17 protein-coding genes and 1 pseudogene are annotated in these 19364 nt (G+C 43.9%); all 18 read right to left on the bottom strand.

What is annotated here, in order from left to right; translation table 11 throughout:
• Positions 1-621 precede the first annotated feature (621 nt).
• Positions 622-1434: a MetQ/NlpA family ABC transporter substrate-binding protein gene (locus T320_RS06030; protein WP_037353977.1), complete on the bottom strand. Its 813-nt coding sequence runs from the start codon at positions 1432-1434 to the stop codon at positions 622-624.
• Positions 1435-1461: 27 nt separating this feature from the next.
• On the bottom strand, positions 1462-2115 hold the full coding sequence (locus T320_RS06035) for a methionine ABC transporter permease (RefSeq protein ID WP_037353979.1): 654 nt from the start codon (positions 2113-2115) through the stop codon (positions 1462-1464).
• Positions 2084-3145, bottom strand: a complete 1062-nt coding sequence (locus tag T320_RS06040; protein ID WP_037354121.1) for a methionine ABC transporter ATP-binding protein — start codon at positions 3143-3145, stop codon at positions 2084-2086. The genes T320_RS06035 and T320_RS06040 overlap by 32 nt, the downstream gene beginning before the upstream one ends.
• Before the next feature lie 59 nt (positions 3146-3204).
• Positions 3205-4578, bottom strand: coding sequence for a sodium-dependent transporter (locus T320_RS06045; protein WP_037353981.1), 1374 nt, complete (start codon positions 4576-4578; stop codon positions 3205-3207).
• Between the two features lie 149 nt (positions 4579-4727).
• Positions 4728-5999 carry a serine--tRNA ligase gene (gene serS / locus T320_RS06050; protein WP_037353982.1) on the bottom strand — a complete coding sequence of 424 codons (1272 nt, stop codon included), beginning with the start codon at positions 5997-5999 and terminating at the stop codon, positions 4728-4730.
• A gap of 265 nt (positions 6000-6264) precedes the next feature.
• On the bottom strand, positions 6265-7623 hold the full coding sequence (locus T320_RS06055; RefSeq protein WP_037353985.1) for a phosphohexomutase domain-containing protein: 1359 nt from the start codon (positions 7621-7623) through the stop codon (positions 6265-6267).
• A 17-nt stretch (positions 7624-7640) separates the two neighbouring features.
• Entirely contained in the window at positions 7641-8582 is a 942-nt protein-coding gene (locus T320_RS06060) for a GDP-L-fucose synthase family protein (protein WP_037353987.1), read from the bottom strand.
• 51 nt (positions 8583-8633) lie between these two features.
• The gene (locus T320_RS13910; RefSeq protein ID WP_051608619.1) at positions 8634-9545 is read right to left on the bottom strand and encodes a DegT/DnrJ/EryC1/StrS family aminotransferase; all 912 of its coding nucleotides are present in this window, start codon (positions 9543-9545) and stop codon (positions 8634-8636) included.
• A gap of 46 nt (positions 9546-9591) precedes the next feature.
• Entirely contained in the window at positions 9592-9828 is a 237-nt protein-coding gene (locus tag T320_RS15060) for a DegT/DnrJ/EryC1/StrS family aminotransferase (protein ID WP_051608620.1), read from the bottom strand.
• Positions 9829-9842: 14 nt separating this feature from the next.
• Positions 9843-10790 (bottom strand): annotated as a pseudogene (locus T320_RS14935) (GDP-L-fucose synthase family protein).
• On the bottom strand, positions 10738-11889 hold the full coding sequence (locus tag T320_RS06075) for an acyltransferase family protein (RefSeq protein ID WP_197019388.1): 1152 nt from the start codon (positions 11887-11889) through the stop codon (positions 10738-10740). Before T320_RS06075 ends, T320_RS14935 begins: the two are co-directional and overlap by 53 nt.
• Entirely contained in the window at positions 11880-13187 is a 1308-nt protein-coding gene (locus T320_RS06080; protein ID WP_037354123.1) for a sugar phosphate nucleotidyltransferase, read from the bottom strand. Before T320_RS06080 ends, T320_RS06075 begins: the two co-directional genes overlap by 10 nt.
• Positions 13188-13195: 8 nt before the next feature.
• Entirely contained in the window at positions 13196-14278 is a 1083-nt protein-coding gene (gmd, locus tag T320_RS06085) for a GDP-mannose 4,6-dehydratase (protein WP_081824781.1), read from the bottom strand.
• 376 nt (positions 14279-14654) lie between these two features.
• Positions 14655-15638, bottom strand: a complete 984-nt coding sequence (locus tag T320_RS06090) for a glycosyltransferase family 10 domain-containing protein (RefSeq protein WP_037353995.1) — start codon at positions 15636-15638, stop codon at positions 14655-14657.
• A 34-nt stretch (positions 15639-15672) separates the two neighbouring features.
• A complete protein-coding gene (locus T320_RS15080; RefSeq protein ID WP_037353996.1) occupies positions 15673-16233 on the bottom strand; it encodes a CatB-related O-acetyltransferase in 561 nt (186 codons plus the stop codon).
• A gap of 21 nt (positions 16234-16254) precedes the next feature.
• On the bottom strand, positions 16255-17127 hold the full coding sequence (locus tag T320_RS06100; protein ID WP_037353999.1) for an alpha-1,2-fucosyltransferase: 873 nt from the start codon (positions 17125-17127) through the stop codon (positions 16255-16257).
• 1 nt (position 17128) lies between these two features.
• Positions 17129-18103: a glycosyltransferase family 2 protein gene (locus tag T320_RS13920; protein WP_051608621.1), complete on the bottom strand. Its 975-nt coding sequence runs from the start codon at positions 18101-18103 to the stop codon at positions 17129-17131.
• Positions 18104-19318, bottom strand: a complete 1215-nt coding sequence (locus T320_RS06110) for a glycosyltransferase (RefSeq protein ID WP_037354002.1) — start codon at positions 19316-19318, stop codon at positions 18104-18106.
• Positions 19319-19364 lie beyond the last annotated feature (46 nt).

The raw sequence follows: 19364 nt of genomic DNA on the forward strand, positions 1-19364 counted from the left end.
GGGCGGAGGTGGTAATACTTTTCGCCGTTGCACTGAATGACCCACAAGTAAATGTATGGGCTTTTTAGTTACCTGCGCCGGGCAAGACCGGCGGCGCGTATGTTCAGCCCAGTGTTTAGCCTGTGCCGTTTGTGGGCCAGTCCTCACTACGTTCGGACAGTCGTTCCACGGCGAAAAGCATCACCACCTCCGCCCTAAGTGATGTCCGTACCAACTGTCATTTCGTGATGACAAGGAGCAAGTACATCGATGTTCTTGTAACGGGAGCAACGAGTTCGTGGCAATAGCATAGACCGTATCTTGGGGCAGACGGGGTGCGAATTTTCTGTAGGGAGCGACTGCCTGAACGCAGTGAAGGCCGGCCCCATGTAGGAGAAAACTAAGCAAATACGCTGAAAGCAGCGCCGTTGGCCTGCCCGGCGCGAGTAAATGGACAGCTATTTTTCCGAGGGGGTCGTTTAGCGGAAAACAGAAAATTCACACCCCGTTCGCCCCTGACAACGTATGAACTAGATACCTTTAGCACGAACTGAACTCCCCACAAACTGCATTTTATAAAAGCCCGCTGACACGTTTCGTCAGCGGGCTCTTTGGCCGTTAGGTGGATAACTCTGTGCGCGATTAGAATGCCGGCACAACTGCACCTTTGTACTTATCGGTGATGAAGTCTTTAACTTCTTTGCTCTTGAGCACCTTAATCAGCGCCTGAATCTCCGGACGTTTTTCATCCCCTTCGCGAACTGCGATGATATTCACATAAGGAGAAGTACTGTCCTCCATGAAGAGGGCATCTTTGGTGGGCACGAGGTTAATCTGCATTGCATAGTTGGTGTTGATCACCGCAGCATCCACATCATCGAGCGTACGCGGAACCTGCGCAGCTTCTACTTCCTGGAACTTGAAGTTATGCGGATTGCCTGTTACATCCTGCACCGTAGCCTTTTCCTTCACACCGTCTTTCAGCGTGATAAGACCAGCCTTCTGCAAAAGCAACAGGGCACGGCCGCCGTTGGTCGGGTCATTCGGGATGGCAATAGCAGCACCATCTTTGAGTTCCTTCAGGTCTTTAACCTTCTTGGAGTATACCCCCATGGGCTCGATATGCACGCCGAACGCATTTTTCAGCTTGACTTCCTTATGTTCTTCCATGAAGTTCACCAGATACGGTTCATGCTGGAAGAAGTTGGCGTCCAATTCCTTGTCATTGAGTGCCAGATTCGGCTGTACATAATCGTTGAATTCCACGATTTCCAGCTTGATGCCCTCTTTCTCCAACAGAGGTTTTACAACTTCCAAAATCTCTGCATGCGGAACAGCCGTTGCGCCGACCTTCAAGGTCTTGCTGTCCGTCTTGGCTGCCTGTTCACTGCCGCAGCCGGCAAAGGCCATCGCCGCAATCAGCAGTGTACCGATAAGTGCTAAAACTTTTTTCATAGAGGTACCTCCCTTATAAATAAATGCTTATTTTTTATCCAAGCGCTTGGCGATGGTGTTGCCTACAAACTGTACCGCCTGCACGAGAACAATCAGAATGACAACCGTGGCAATCATTACTTCCGGACGGAAACGCTGATAGCCGTAACGGATAGCCAAATCACCCAGGCCGCCGCCGCCGATAGCGCCTGCCATCGCCGACTCACCGACAAGGCTGATAACCACCGTTGTCAGCTGCGCCACAATGCTGGGCATGGATTCCGGCAGCAGCACACGGCTGATAATCTGCATGGGCGTAGCCCCCATGGACAATGCCGCCTCAATCAGGCCATAAGGCACTTCCTTGAGGCTGGTTTCCACCTGTCGCCCGATAAAGGGAATGGAGGCGATAACCAGCGGCACCATCGCCGCCGTCGTACCGATAGCCGAGCCGACCAACAAGCGGGTCAGCGGGATAATGGCCACCATCAAAATGATGAACGGAATGGAGCGAATGGCGTTGACCACCGTACCGATTACCTTGTTGAGCATCGGCGACTCCAAAATCTGTCCCTTATCCGTAGCATAGAGCAGCACGCCCAAAGGGATACCCAAAGCTGAGGCGATGGCCATGGAAACGGCTACCATGTAGACGGTTTCGCCCAAAGCCTTAGTCAGAAGTGGAATCATGTCGTTTGACATAACCAATCACCTCCTCTTTCAGCTCACGGGTTTTGAAATAGTCAAGGGCTGCCTGCACCTGTGCAGTCTCCCCCTTGAGTCCGATAATCATGCGGCCAAAAGGCGTGTACTTGATATGGTCAAGATTGCCGAACAGCAGCGTGGTTTCCACTTCCGGGAATTTGCGAATCATATCGGCAATCACCGGGTCATCTGCCGACTCGCCGATAAAGGTCAGCCGGAGCAGCAGGTACGCATCTTCCGCCGGTTCCTGACTGATATTGCCGCCACGGAAAGCCGCGGGCAGTTCATTGCTCAGCAGAACGCTGATAAATTCCTTGGTGATGGGCTGCTGGGGATTGGTGAATACTTCAAGCACCGTTCCCTGCTCGGCAATAACGCCCTTATCGATAACAGCCACCTTATCGCAGATATCCTTGATGACCTGCATTTCATGGGTGATGACCACCACGGTGAGCTGCAGCTTCTTGTTGATATCGCGAATCAGCTCCAGGATTGCCTTGGTGGTCTGCGGGTCAAGGGCACTCGTAGCCTCGTCACAGAGCAGCACCTTCGGCTCACTGGCCAGCGCCCTTGCAATACCGACGCGCTGTTTCTGCCCGCCGGAAAGCTGTGAAGGGTACTGCCCCGCTTTTGTCTCCAAGCCAACCAGCTTCAAGAGCGGTTCAACCTTTTCCTTGATTTCACTGTCGGATTTACCCGCCAGTTTCAGCGGAAAGGCGATATTTTCATAAACCGTAGCCGAGGACAAGAGGTTAAAATGCTGGAATATCATGCCGATATCCTTGCGCGCCTCCCGCAGCTCACTGTCGCTAAGCGCCGTCATATCCCTGCCATCAACGATAACCTTGCCGCCCGTGGGCCGCTCCAACATATTGATGCATCGCACAAGCGTCGATTTACCAGCCCCCGACAGACCAATAATGCCAAAAATCTCGCCCTTGGCGATTTCCAAATCAATGCCCTTTAGCGCCGGTACCGGCCCTGCCGGACTGGCATAAGTTTTCTCTACTTTCGAAAACTTAATCACAGGCATTCACTCCCATCTTAACAAAGTAACAAGCTCAATTGCAGCTTATTATACACCATTTACCTACTAAAGAACAAGGCGTAATATCCGTTCACAAAAATAACGAGCACGATAAGCGGCAGAATGTAGGTTACATAGAACCGAATCCACTTCGGGAAAGCCATACCGCGGCCGGTATCCGCTTCCTTGATGAAGTTATCCCAGCCCCAGCCATAACGGCTGGTACAGAACGCCATATACACCAAACTGCCCAAAGGCAGGATATTGTTGGAAACCAAAAAGTCTTCCAAATCCAGCACGCCGGAGCCTTTGCCCAAGGGCTGAATCCAGCTCCACTCGTTAAAGCCCAGTACGCAGGGCAGAGAGAGCAAGATAACGAGGGGAATGCCTGCGCAGATAATCTTGCGCCTGTCGATATGCAGCAAATCAAAGAAGCAGACAACCAGATTTTCAAATACCGCAATAACCGTTGACATCGCCGCAAAGGTCATAAAGAGGAAGAACAAAGTTCCCCACATGCGCCCAAACGGCATGGCGTTAAATACATTCGGCAGGGTCACGAACAAGAGATTTGGCCCACTCGACGGACTTACCCCATAGCTGAAGCAGGCCGGGAAAATAATCAAACCGGCCATAATGGCCACGAACGTGTCGAGAATAATAATCCAGACCGCTTCACCCGTAAGGCGCTTGCTCTTGCCGATATAAGAACCAAACACAGCCAAGGATCCCATACCAATGGACAGCGTAAAGAACGCCTGTCCCATAGCAGCAAAGATAACTTCCTTTAAGCCATGTTCCATCAGACGGCCAAAGTCCGGATAGAGATAATACTTGAACCCTTCACCTGCGCCCGGCAGCAGTACCGAGTTAATGCCCAAAATCACCATGAGCACCAGCAGGCAGGTCATCATAAACTTCGTGATGCGCTCAACACCGGCTTCCACACCGAGATAGCAAACACCGCCGCACAGTGCGACAATGGCTGTCATATAGCCCCCCATAGTCACAGGGTCCTGCAGCAAATTACCAAAAACAGCACCTATGCCTGCGGCATCCAAACCGTCAAAAGCCCCAGTCGCCGTTTTATAAAGATAATAAAGCATCCAGCCGGCCACGGTAGTATAGAACATCATCAGAATCATATTACCGCCAATGGCCGTATACTTATGCCAGTGCCACTTGGTTCCTTTCGGCTCCAGCACGTCAAAGGACATCGCCGCACTGCGGATACTGGCACGCCCTACCGCAAACTCCGCCACCATAATCGGCAGCCCCAAGATAGCCAAAAACAGCAGATAAATCAGCACAAAGGACGCACCGCCATACTGACCGGTAATATAGGGGAAACGCCACACATTACCTAAACCAATAGCGCACCCCGCCGATACGAGAATAAACCCTAAACGGGTGGAAAATCCACTTCTTTCCAACAAATACACCTTCTTACAAAAAAATTTCGCTCCTTGCGATAAAAATAGATAAATACACCTATCTATCTTACCGCAAAGAGCGAATTTTGTCCAGCTACAAGCGACACAATATTACAGAAATCTGTACAAGTGTTACTATATTTATTTGCTTAGCGAATAACCTCTACGCCGCCCATGTAGGGAACCAGCGCCTTCGGTACGATAACCGAGCCATCTTCCTGCTGATAGTTTTCCAGAATTGCGGCAACCGTACGGCCAACAGCCAGACCAGAACCATTCAGCGTGTGCACAAATTCCGGCTTAGACTTTGCATCGCGGCGGAATTTGATATTGGCACGGCGTGCCTGATAATCCAGACAGTTCGAGCAGGAAGAAATTTCACGGTACTTGCCCTGCGACGGGAACCAAACTTCGATATCATAGGTCTTGGCAGACGTAAAGCTCATATCGCCCGTGCAAAGCTGTACCACATGATACGGCAGTTCCAGAATGCGCAGAACATCTTCGGCAGCATCCACCATGGATTCGAGTTCGTCCCAGCTCGTTTCCGGCTTAACGAACTTAATCAGCTCGACCTTGTTGAACTGATGCTGGCGGATAAGGCCGCGAGTGTCGCGGCCGGCGCTGCCTGCTTCAGCACGGAAGCAGGCCGTGTAAGCGCTGTAGTATTCCGGCAGCTTGTCGCCATCGAGAATTTCATCGCGATGGTAGTTCGTGGTCGGCACTTCAGCCGTCGGCACCAGATAATAGTCCATGCCTTCCAGCTTGAACATATCTTCGGCAAACTTTGGCAACTGGCCCGTGCCCGTCATGCTGTCCTTGTTGGCAATATAAGGCGCCAGCATTTCCGTATAGCCATGTTTCGTAGCATGTAGATCCATCATAAAGTTGATGCAAGCACGTTCCAGGCGGGCACCTAAGCCCTTATAGAACATAAAGCGGGCACCGGTAACCTTGGCGGCACGGTCAGCATCGAGGATATCCAAATCCGCACCGATATCCCAGTGAGCCTTCGGCTCAAAGGAGAACTCTTTCGGCGTGCCCCATTTGCGCACTTCCGGATTTTCCGTATCATCCTTGCCGATGGGCACATCAGCCTTCGGCATGTTCGGAATATGCAGCAGGATATCCCGCAGCTTCTCCTCAACATCCTTGAGCTGAGCATCCAAAGCGGAAATCTTCTCGCCTACGGCACGCATCTCCGCAATCTTGTCATCAGCGTTCTCCTTGTTCTTCTTCATCTGGCTGATGACCTTGGAAACCTCATTGCGCTCCGCCTTCAACGTCTCCGTCTGCTGCAACAAGCTGCGGCGCTCCTGCTCCAACGAAGAAAAATCATCCAGATTCAACGGATTGCAACGATTCTTCAGCATCTGCTTCACTTCATCCAGATGCTCACGGACAAATTTAATGTCTAACACTACACTCACTCTCCATATCACATAGCCCTAAGGCTTATTTCTCCTTACCACTAATGCATTTCATCTCGAACAATATTATACCGCAAAAGCAAAAAAATGCCAATCACCGTTACGCATAGATATCCTATTGCCCATAAACAAAAAGCTAAAGAAAGACTTCTTTCTCCCCCCAAAAATCTTTACCTTTTTTAGCGAAAAAGAAGTTTTTCATGGATTATTCGACTACTTAAGTCGTAAAATTATATTTCTCAACATTTAAGTACAATTATTCTTTTCTAATCTTCCCCAACAATTCAGCTGTCTTTTCAATCATCAGTGCCTCATCATTCCGAGATTCTACATTTAATCGAAGCATCGGTTCCGTATTTGATTTGCGCAAATTAAAACGCCAATCAGGAAAAGCCACAGATAAACCATCTAATTGCGTAAGGATTCCCTTACTACCGTATTCGCTCGCGATATGTTTTAACATTTTATCTGTATCGTTAACCTTACTGTTGATTTCACCAGAGCAAGGGTAAAGATGTATCCGTTTCGCCATTAAGTCTGATAATGTTTTGCTATTATCTTGAGACAACAATTCCAAAACCAATAACCACGGAATCATGCCACTGTCACAATAAAAGAAATCTCGAAAATAATGATGCGCACTCATTTCTCCACCATAAATAGCATCTTCCTCACGCATCTTTTCCTTGATAAAGGCATGACCGCTTTTAGACAATACTGACACTCCGCCATTTTCTCTGACAATTTCTTCGGTATTCCATATCAATCGTGCGTCATGAACAATCTTTGCTCCAGGATTTTTTTTCAGGAAAGCTTTTGCCAAAAAACCAACCATATAATATCCCTCAATAAAAGCGCCCTGCTCATCAAACATGAAGCAGCGGTCAAAGTCACCATCCCAGGCTACACCGGCATCAGCACCTGACTCTCGTACAGCCTTAGACGTAGCCTCACGATTCTCCGGCAAAAGCGGATTCGGTACGCCATTGGGGAAACTGCCGTCCGGCGGATGATGTACTTTCACCAGTTCAAATGGCAGATATTTTTCCATCACATCGAGAATCGGACCGGCTGCGCCATTGCCGGCATTAACCACTACCTTGAGCGGCTTCAGCTTTGTAACATCCACATAGGACAGAATATGCTGCACATAATCCTCGGCAAGATTCAGCGCTTCGACCTTGCCCTTAGTTTCTGCCATAGGCGGCAGTTCACCATCGGCAACCTGCGCTTCCAGCTCCCGCAGCCCTGTATCACCAGAAATCGGCCTTGCCTCCTGGCGTACAAATTTCATGCCGTTATATTCCTTAGGATTGTGGCTGGCTGTAATCATCACGCCGCCATCGAGTTTCAAGTGAGCGGTAGCGAAATAAATCATCTCCGTGCCGCACTGTCCAATATCGATAACATCACAGCCCGATTCCACCAAGCCTTTCATCAAAGCTTTTTTTATTGCCGGCCCAGATAAGCGGATGTCGTTACCGACAACCACTTTCTTTGCCGCAAACAGCGCAGGGAAAAATCTACCAATTCGATAAGCTATTTCTTCATTGATTGTTTTGGGGTAAATGCCCCGAATATCATAGGCCCCAAAGGCCTCTGTGCAATAACGCATAAATTTAGTAACATCCTTTATCGTTCTGCCCGCATAGGATTGTTTAAGAAATCCTCATAGGCAAGTTTAATACCATCTTTTAATTCCGTTTTATAGGTCCAGCCAAGTTTTTCCGCCTTGGACACATCGAGAAGCTTGCGCGGGGTGCCATTCGGTTTGCTGGTATCCCACGCAATTTCGCCTTCATAGCCGATGACTTCAGCCACCAGTTCCGTCAGTTCCTTAATGGTCAGCTCCTTGCCCGTGCCGGCATTGACCGTTTCATCGCCACTGTAATTGTTCATCAGGAACACGCAGAGATTAGCCAAATCATCTACATAGAGGAACTCTCTGAGCGGCGAACCGTCACCCCAGCAGGTGACTTTCGAAAGTCCCTGTTCCTTAGCCTCGTGGAAGCGGCGGATAAGTGCCGGCAGTACATGGCTATGGGTCGGATGGTAGTTGTCATTCGGCCCATAAAGATTGGTCGGCATTACGGAAATATAATCCGTACCATACTGCTTGTTGAGGAATTCACAGTATTTCAGCCCGGAAATCTTCGCGAGTGCATAGGCTTCATTGGTCTTTTCCAGTTCCGAAGTCAAAAGACAGGATTCCTTCATCGGCTGCGGTGCCATGCGCGGATAAATACAGCTGGAACCTAAGAATTCCAGTTTCTTGCAGCCGTTCTGCCATGCCGCATGAATGACATTCATTTCGAGCATCATATTGTCATACATAAAATCTGCCAATGCTTCACTGTTGGCTACAATACCGCCAACTTTGGCAGCCGCCAAAAATACATATTCCGGCATTTCCTGCTCAAAGAACGCATTTACAGCCACTTGGTCGATTAAGTCCAGTTCCTTATGCGTACGGGTGATGATATTCGTGTAGCCCTGACGTTTCAATTCCCGTACGATAGCCGAGCCAACCATACCTCTATGGCCTGCCACATAGATTTTTGCATTTTTTTCCATTTTCTTCCTCCTGCCGCGATAGAAAATACACTATCCGGCAGAAGAAAGTTTTTATTTATGCAAAAACTCGTGAATGGTTTCAATAATAACGTCAAGTTCCTTGGTTGTCATACCGTGATGACAACCAACATAAAAACCATTATGGTCAATCCACTCTGCTACCGGATAATCTTTTTCGATATCGCCGAATATCTCTTGATAAATCGGCTGATTTAAAAGCGGCAGCATGGGTCTGGTTTCGATATTGTGTGCTTCGAGGAAATGGGTCAGCGCTTCACGGGTGAAATCTGCTTCTTTTTTCACCACAATGGGATACATCATGTAAGAATGTTCCACATAGTCAGGCGCACTGGGCAGCTGCAATACATCCTGTGTATCCTGCAGTTTATCCGTCAGGTAGGCTGCATTTTTCTTGCGATTGCCCATGATGATGTCCTTATTTTCCAACTGGTCAAAGCCAATAGCGCCTTCCAACTCACCAATGCGATAGCTGTACCCCATTCGCACCATCATAAAGCGCTTATCCATCTGTGTTTTCATTCGCAAAGGACATACTTTTCGCGGGTCAGAAGCCAGACACACCTCACAGGTGCAGGCACGTCCATGAGCGATAAGGGAGCGGGAAATCTCTGCCATCTGCTGATTATTGGTCGTGATTACACCGCCTACACCTGTCGTAATGGTATGCGCCACATAGGTACTAAAGGCGGCAATATTACCAAAGCTGCCGATTTTCTTGCCTTTATAGGTTGCAAAATGAGCCTCGGCGCAGTCCTCCATCACCCACAGTTTATGCTTTTTGGCAATATCCATAATCGGATCCATATCGCAGGGCTGTCCAAAGGTGTGCACAGGAATAATCCCCACGGTATTTTCCGTGATTTTTTCCTCGATTTTCGCTGGATCCATATTATACGTTACCGGATCCACATCCACAAACACCGGTTTTAGACCGGCATGCATAACCGCATTTGATGTAGCGATAAATGTTATCGCCGGAACTAAGACCTCAGTGTCCCCCCCGCGGACACCCATACATTTCTTTCATTACTTCTATGCCGACATGCAAAGCCGATGTTCCGCTGTTGCAAGCAATACCATATTTTTGGTCGTGCATAGCCGCGAATTGCTTTTCAAACTTATGCACCATCTTCCCCTGCGATAAGCGGCTTTCATTCAACGCTTCATTGACATACTTCTTCTCAATATCGCTTACATAGGCGTAACCTACACCAATCTTCTCCATTTTACAGCTCTCCTTTATCGCTCCGTTTGTAAATAAAATTCAAAAGTCTTTTGCAGACCTTCAGTCAGGCTAATCTTTGACTGCCAGCCAAAGGCCTTAAGATTTGTAACATAGGTCAGCTTTCGCTTTATACCTTCCGGTTTTTCTGTGTTATGCGTAAACTTCCCTGTATACCCAACGATTTTTGCTATGGCTTCATAATATTCATCCACAGTATAATCATGTCCTAGACCAACATTCAAATATGTGGGCAGTTTTTCAAAATGATCGATGCTATATGCAATGCAATCTGCTAACTCCCCACTGTACATGAATTCTCTGCGCGCCTTGCCTGTACCCCAAATTTCCACAGTATCCAAACCGTTTTTCTTGGCCATGTATAACTTATGAATTACCGCAGGAATCATATGTGCATTTTCGGTACGGAACTTGTCCCAACGCCCATATAGATTACAGGGAATTAGCATCTTATACCGAAACTCCGGATGCTGCCGGGATATATAATCACATAACCGCGCACACATCACCTTTGCCAAAGCATAGCCTTCATTGGTCGGTTCAAGTTCACCTTTGAGTACCATATCCTCTGTCAATGGCCTTTCGCTGTTTCAGGGATACATACAGGAACTGCCTAAATTGATAAATTTCTTTACCCCTGTCTCAAAAGCACCGTAAATGATATTGCGCCCCATATCCATATTAGTCAGCAAAAATTCCATCGGTGCTTTACAATTGGCCGCAATACCGCCCACCTTACCTGCCGCATGGATTATTAAGTCAGGCTGTTCTTTCGCAAGATATGACTTAACCTTGCCGTAGTCAAGCAATTCTAACTCCCCATGAGAAGGCGTTAATAGCTTGTGAACTTGCATAGCAGGATTTTCCACTATGCTATGTCCCACTAAACCATTAGCACCGGTTATAAGTATTTTCATACAATAACTTCCCTCCTGTCGAAGCATGTTTTAACACAATAGAAACGATATACGAAGCAATAATAACTATACAATATTTACTAAAAAAATATAAATCTCCCAATATAAATTGTAATCCTACCAGCCACTGATTGAATAATAAAATTATCATGAAATGAGTCAGATATATCTCGTAAGATAATTTACCAAATTTTGCTAAAAATTTATTATTACCCCATGAAACACCTGGCTCTAAGTTAACCAATATCACTACAAACGCAAAAAGACCATATAATAAATCATGCTTACTACGAATAATGTTAAATGTGGTTAATAAAAACAAAGTGATTGCCAGCAATATCAACATTCTTCTTTTCATCATTGAATCTATAAATTTATCATTAATCCTAGCCAACTTAAATTCGCTTAATAGTACGCCAGCAGCAAAGAATACGCCTTGAGAAAATGGATTAAATTTTGAAAGAAAAATTTCGTATAAATACCAATCTGGTAAATCTTTAGGGAGAAAGTATATCAGCATATGGTGGAATTTATATAATAAAGTTGCTAAAATAAACAACCATATACTTTTTCTTATTCCCACAAATCTATTTCCTAAAGCAGCAACAAACACATAATAAACTACTAATAATCCTAGATACCACTCCACTCCAATAATACTGTTAATATAATGTGGTATCAATGCAAATGTAAATGTGATATGCGCTAAAAAATTTAACAATGAAACACCGTTTTCTTCGCCAAGATAATATGGTATGCCATCAAACACTAAGGTATAAAATAGGCACGCAATATAAAAACCAGGGATTAACCTACATAGTTTTCGCTTTAACCACGCAGATATAGCCATATCTCCATGTTGAATGTGCCTATGATATGACTTCATAGTTAGATATCCACTTATTACAAAAAATATTTGTACTCCATACATCCCGTTATTCGTATATTGCTTTATCGGCGAATCAACTTCTCCTATGCCTATATGAACAGCAATAACCATCAATATAGCTAAGCCCTTAAGTGAGTCTATCCAAAGATATTGTCTGTCTGTCTGTCTGTCTGTCTGTCTGTCTGTCAAGAGCATGTTTTCATTCTTCCTTTTTTTCAAGCCTAAAATTATTCCCACTTAATTTTATCCGCTTTGGAAATCGCTGCCCCCATCTGAACCTCGATAATGGTCATGCGGGTATCTGCCATGATTTTATGCTTGCAACCAACGGGCAGTTCAATAATATCTCCTGTCTTAACTGCCCGCTCCTTATCATCAAGCAAAACCTTGCCTTCGCCGCTGACGATATTCCAAATTTCACGGCGATGGGTATGGCTATGATAATTCATGCCATGTCCCGCATTTAACGTAACCTTGATGGTCAGGCTGTCATCTTCCACATCAATAATCTGGAACCTGCCCCAGGATTTTTCCGCAAACATAATCTGTTGCGTAAGATTTTCCACATAGGGCTTGATATGGCTGGATGCATCTTTATCGGCTACAAGGACTCCCTCAGGACTGGCAGCTACCACGAGATTTTTCGCTCCCATCACAAGGATAGGCACATCCATTTCATTGACCACATGGGTATCGACACAGTTATCATCCATGGTCACGTCACCAATGGATGGCGTATGCATGATTTCCGTCAGCGTATTCCACGTGCCTAAGTCTTTCCATTCGCCGGCATAACGCAGAACGCCTATGCTCTGCTCTTTTTCTACCACAGCATAGTCAAAGCTGATTTTGGTCAGATTGCTGTAATTTGCATACAAATCTTCATATCCCTTGAAGGCCAAAAGCTCATGGGCTTTTTCCAGTACATAGCCCAGACGATAGGCAAATACGCCACTGTTCCACAGGGCACCTTTTTCAATATACTCCGCCGCCTTGACTTCCGTTGGTTTCTCCTTAAATGAAGCCACCTTGCTGATTTCGTCCTTGGACATTGGCATAATATAGCCGTATTTTTCACTCGGATAAGTTGGCTCAATGCCCATCAGCATCAAATCCGCCATTCCCTTGGTCGCAAGTTCGGTCAATCGCTCAACAGATTTGTAATAAGCGGTTGACACATAGGGGTCAACGGGACAAACCGCCACCGCTTCATCCAGTCCCACGCCTTTTACATCGTGCAAATAGGCACTAACGAGCACAATGGCGGGAAACGTATCCCGGCGGCAGGGTTCCACGGAAATATCCACCTGATCGCCCAGCTGATTTTTCAGCGTAGATACCTGCGATTTGGACGTAGCTATCGTAATGTCAGCTGTTTGATTCACCTTGCGAATCTGGCGGAACACACGCTGCGCCATAGAGATATATTCGCCGTCAACCTGCGGAAACAGGGGGATAAACTGCTTCGAGCGAATATCATTTGACAGCGGCCACAGACGCTTGCCGGAACCACCGGACAATAATACAATATGCAGGTTTTCCATCACTTTACAATGCCCTTTTCCAAGAACTCCGCTAGATTAACATATTCCTTTAAGCGTTCAGCCGCAACCTTCTCCATATCATGCTTGACCATGATTTCCACCAACTGTTCAAAGGTGGTCTTTGTCGGATTCCAGCCAAGTTCTTTCTTGGCTTTCGTCGGGTCGCCCCACAGATTTACTACATCGGTCGGACGATAAAAGTCCGGGCTGACCTCAACTACTACCTTGCCCGTAGCCTTGTCGATACCCTTTTCCTCCAGGCCTTCACCTGTGAATTCCAGTTCAATCCCAGCATGATGGAATGCCAGCTGACAGAATTCACGCACGGAATGCTGCACGCCCGTAGCAATGACAAAATCCTCCGGCTTGTCATGCTGGAGAATCAGCCACATGCACTCCACATAATCTTTGGCATAACCCCAGTCACGCAGACTGTCGAGATTGCCGAGGTACAATTTCTCCTGTTTGCCCTGCGCAATACGGGCAGCGGCCAGCGTAATCTTACGCGTTACAAAAGTCTCCCCGCGGCGTTCCGACTCATGGTTAAAGAGAATACCCGAGCAAGCGAACATATTATAGGCTTCACGATACTCCTTTGTAATCCAGAAACCATACTGCTTAGCAACCGCATACGGCGAATACGGATGGAACGGTGTATTCTCGTTCTGCGGAACTTCTTCCACCTTGCCATAAAGCTCCGATGTGGACGCCTGATAAATACGGCAGGTATCCTTGAGTCCGCTAAGTCGAACCGCTTCCAGTATACGCAACACCCCCGTAGCATCCACATCTGCAGTGAACTCCGGTGCATCAAAAGAAACCTGCACATGGCTCTGTGCCGCTAAATTATATAATTCATCAGGACGTACTGTGCTGATAACAGCCATCAGTCCCAGGGAATCGCCCATATCACCATAATGCAGATGAAAATTCGGCTTTCCTTCCAGATGAGCAATGCGCTCACGATAATCCACAGACGAGCGACGGATAATGCCGTGCACCTCATATCCCTTTTCTAGCAGGAATTCCGCCAAATAAGAACCATCCTGACCGGTAACACCGGTAATTAAAGCTTTCTTCATTATTTATGTCTCCTTCAGCCTAATCATATGAACATATATACCTAACCAGCAGCTGCCTATGCACATCCACATAAATTTCATGTCCCCGATTGGATCCTAGTTTTATAAATACACTTCTCTATCCATATGCTCACAACACAAATACTATCTAGAAAGGCACCACGACACTATCTCCCTCTCCGGATATCCGGATAGTAAATTCGTCCCATACTATTCTTTTTACTGTAGCCACCAATAAAATCTCTTTCATTATAAAATCCCCGCTACAAACTCACACCACTTCTATACATTTTGATAAATATTTTCCACAATTTAAGCTGCCTTAATCATTTATTTAACTCCCTAACAATTAATATTGCAATACAACCAAAAGACACTAATCAATAATTCCCATTCTTTTTTTGACATCCCACAAAAAGTTGCAATCCCCATTTGGATAAATTGTAATTTTTTTCTTTTCCCCTTTCACCTCAGCTCTACTCAGCTCATCCATTATGTTGGCTAATTCCGGGAAAACATTATACTTATCCAAAACCAATTTCTTCCCTTTTAATATATCCGCACGGTATTTTTCATAATAATTTCCTTCTATTACTTTTTTTATAATATCCGCTGCCAATTGCGGCTGTTCTATATCTATAACAGTCAAGCTGTCACTTGGATAGTATTCATCCACATTAGGACATCCCCAATATATTGGATATGCCTCCGATAAATATGCATCCGTCAATTTCTCCGTTATATAATCACGCACCTGACAATTTTCCAAGGCTACATGATATTTATAAGGTGCGATAACCTCCCACTTATCTTCAAAATCTCTAATCCCTCTACCAAAAACATCAATATTATCTTTGAATTCCTCCTTTAAAAATCCAACAAACTGCTGACGCTTTCGATGACCTTCTGTAAAATTCTTGTCCGAACTAATCACCGATATCAATTTTGTTTTCTTTACTTCCCCAAAATTACGCATCAATTCATCATAATCTTTACTTTGAACATCTGCCATTTTCCCATCTATAAATCTTGCACCAATCATCCAAGGCAATATTGTTTTTCTAATTACTTTTAAGACATCGTACTCAACACTCTGTGTTGTTATCAATCCGCCAAACTGTTCGACAAATCGCCTCTTGTAAACACATATATCTTCCGGCTCTCCACAAATAAAGAAAACATTCTTAGGATTACATATCCCCTTTATTGGTTTTTCAATATCGTACAACACAAACCAATAATCACATTCTTCGGTATTGTCATTAATAAAAAATTTATACTCGCCCCATTCAGCCATCCTGTTCGGTGTTTGTTTTTCCAAGGGCCAATTATTCCCCATAGAAATTTTAATATTCTTCATTTTTCTACCTATTGTTATATCTTAAAATTCACAGTCAAGCAAACTCAGCCATCTTTTTCTCTAGCGACCTTATAATAATTTTTGCTTCATTGGGCGGATACTCCCACCACTTTGAGTCAAGAATAATCTTTATCTTAACTTCTGGAAATCTCATCTTTATAAACTTTGCCGGCACACCACCATATACCGCAAATGGTGGAACATCTTTAGTTACTACCGCACCAGCAGCAATTATCGCACCATTTCCAATCTTAACCCCCCCCAATATGATTGATCTCGTTCCAATCCATACATCATCGCCTATAACTACATTTTTTCTAGTCAAAACATCCCATGGTTCTTCATAAAACATCGCACTTGTCGATACCGCGTCTATCAAATGTTCTCCCGGGCTAATACACACATCCTCGCCGACACTACAATACCGTCCTATTTCTGCTTTTGTAATCTTGGTATTATCTCCAATAAAAGTATATTCTCCTATGGAAATATCGCCTTCTTCAACATGCCCATATAAATGTACATTTCCTCCCCAGTCAACATTTTTGAACATTGATTTCTTTTCATCTTTTTTAAACAGACTTTTGAAAAACATCCCTTATCCTCCAAGGAGTAATCACACTTTCACTTTGCACCACGATTCAGGCAATATTTGATTCTTATTCATTTTTTCTTCATTAAACCACAAAGCAGGTGTATATATAATTTTCGATGAATTTTCATTTAACCATGCTCCCCACCAACTAAAAGTACTATTAGCAATTATATTATGTTGGCATTTGCTCATTAAATACATATCCATATATCCATGATTTTCATCATTACAATCTACGTAGAACATTTCTTGATCTGTATGTATGTTTTTTCTCACCCAATCCATATCATTTGAGAAAACAAATATTGTGATTTTACCAAGTTTATCTTGCAATTCAGCCAAACACTCTTGATAGTAGGCAATTGGAATCTCTTTGTATATACTTTTATTAGCTGCAACCGTCACATAATCACCACGACGCACATGCAAAGCTACAGAATTGTCGCTTTTTTCAATCCTTTTCTTCCACATGCTATTTTTTTCATCAAGTTTCTGTGCCAAAGAAAAATCATTACGTATAACATCTGCTACATCGATGAAATATTTTTCCGACTGCCAACACCCTTGCAAATAGGTAATTTCACCAGCAATATCCAGTGGACCTAAATAATCCATTCCTTTTTCATGAATATAATTCACACCTTTTATGTATCTTTTTATATAGCGTTCAATCTTTCCTGCTTTTTTGATATTAAGTATATCTTTATCTGAACATCTTTTAATATCACAATTAAATATATCCAGCTGAAATGGACGATTCCCTTCCTTATCGAACCAATCCAAATCCAGTTGTAACTTTTTATTATATCGCAAGGCCAGCGCCTTACCACAAGCATATTGAAACATTTGATTTCCAAGCCCGCCCGAAAGCCAGGTCACTACCATACTATCCATGTTATCTCCTTAATAAGCAATGCTTCACAAATTGAATATTCCAAGCAGTTATCGGAAAATCTTTTTTTTGCAAGGCTTTAAATAATACGTGTAATCCTAGATGACAATTCTTCCTCGCTATTTTCATTTTTCGATAAACAGCAGCTTCTTGGAGCCACTTCTTATCATAATTGTAGCACGATATACCTAAGTATAAGACTTCATTTATTGCACCAATCAAAGCATCGTATTCTATCGTTGTCAATCTATCCTTACACAGAATTTTTGCCACCTTCTCATGTATTCCATGCCGCTGCAGATTTTCACTGACAATATAATTTGTATTCTTAATTTGTATATCTCCATTACGACTACTGACGCTATCGCCACTCATTCTATAGTTCAATAATACTTCTGGTATATTATAAAATCTATATTTTTGCATCATACGGCTCCACAGATCATAATCCTCCGCATGTTTCATCTCTTCACGATAATACAAATTACTTAACACAAGCATATCTCTACGAATCATAACTGCTGGATGTGCAAATGCTGACTGAAACAACATCATTCCTTTAATTTCTTCATCTCTAACTGGATAAGTCTGGCATGAATTAATAACATTCTTGAAAAATGTCTGTATGAATGAGCCACAAACAGCCACATCTGGATGTCGTTCCATATAATCTGCTTGTTTGGCTAACCGTTCAGGTCTGCTGACATCATCCGCATCCATACGCGCAATATACTTCCCTTTAGCTTCTTTAATTCCGCGATTCAAACTATAAACCAAGCCCCTATTACCATCATTGTGCAAAATCTTTATTCTATAATCATCAAATTTATGCACGATATCCATACTATGATCTGTCGATCCATCATCAACTATCAAAAACTCGAAATCTTCAAAAGACTGATTTAAGATACTTATAATTGCCTCATATAGGTAAGTCTCTGCATTGTATACAGGCATCAAGACACTGACTAAAGGCATTTACAATCTCCTCTCATGCAAAACTTTATCTATCAACTTCTGCCACATATCCCATACTTTATCAGCAGAATATTGTGCCATCGCCCTATGGGCTTTATTTCCCAAGTTCTGCCGAAGCTCTATACTATTTAACAACTGACGTAACCCATCTGCTATGCTGACTTCATCGTCGCATAAAATACCATTTTCACCAATTATTTCTTCTGCTGCTTCACATTCACGACAGGCAATCACTGGCATCCCTATACTCATAGCCTCCGCTAATGCTAAACCGAACCCCTCATGTTCACTAGGAAAAACAAAAACATCTGATTGCCGCATTTCATCCAGCAAATTTACTGTATGTCCCTCAAAAAAAACTTTATCCTGCAGATGATTATCCCTTATCAAACGATCTAATTTTTTCTTATATCGTTTATTGGCTATATCCCCATATATATGAACTTTCCAGTCTGGAAAATCACTTACTATCTCCGCAAAAGCTTCAATAAGTAAATGTTGGCGTTTCCCTGCACCATCTAACCTTCCAGCAGTTATAATCCGATGATGTGTTATTGACAAATCACATATCTCATCATCCTTAAACTGTACTACTGCATTAGGTATCCTTACCACATTGTTTATATCAATTCTCTGTAAATGTTCTACAAACCTATCCATCAAAACTTGTACATATTCACATTTTTTCCATGCCGCAATCTGATTATCTACATACTCATCCAAAATTCGACTTGGATCCATGTGACACATTGCCACTACAGGAATGTGTTTTCCTGCAGCAGCTTTTTGAATAATATCTGCACCATCTGCACTTATGCTTATCAGCAAATCTGGATTTTCGTCATCTACAACTTTATGTAAACGTCTTATAAATTCATTAAAATAATACTCTTTTTTAGGGTCTTTTATCTTGCGGCTTCCAAACCTCATTTTCGCGCCGCAAAATACACGTAGAATTTCTTTTTGAATTTTTTTCAAAAGCCAAATAATACCGCCAAAGGTACACTGACCTCGATTATCATAACACAAATTTAAAAATTTTACTTTTCCATTTAACGGAAAAAGAGGCCTCCCTTTTTCCATATCCATGCATACAATCACCACATCATAACCACGCTGAATAAATTCATTTGCGAAATTGCAAATAACACGTTCTATTCCACCAGCATAATTTACAACTTTGTGTTCATCAACAAATAATAGTTTCTTCGTCATTTAACGCCTCCAGCCTTTATTAATCGACCGTATGCACATCTATCAT

Origin of the sequence: Selenomonas sp. FC4001 (assembly GCF_000701565.1) — a bacterium.
In the GTDB taxonomy this organism is placed as follows: Bacteria; Bacillota; Negativicutes; order Selenomonadales; family Selenomonadaceae; genus Selenomonas_A; species Selenomonas_A ruminantium_B.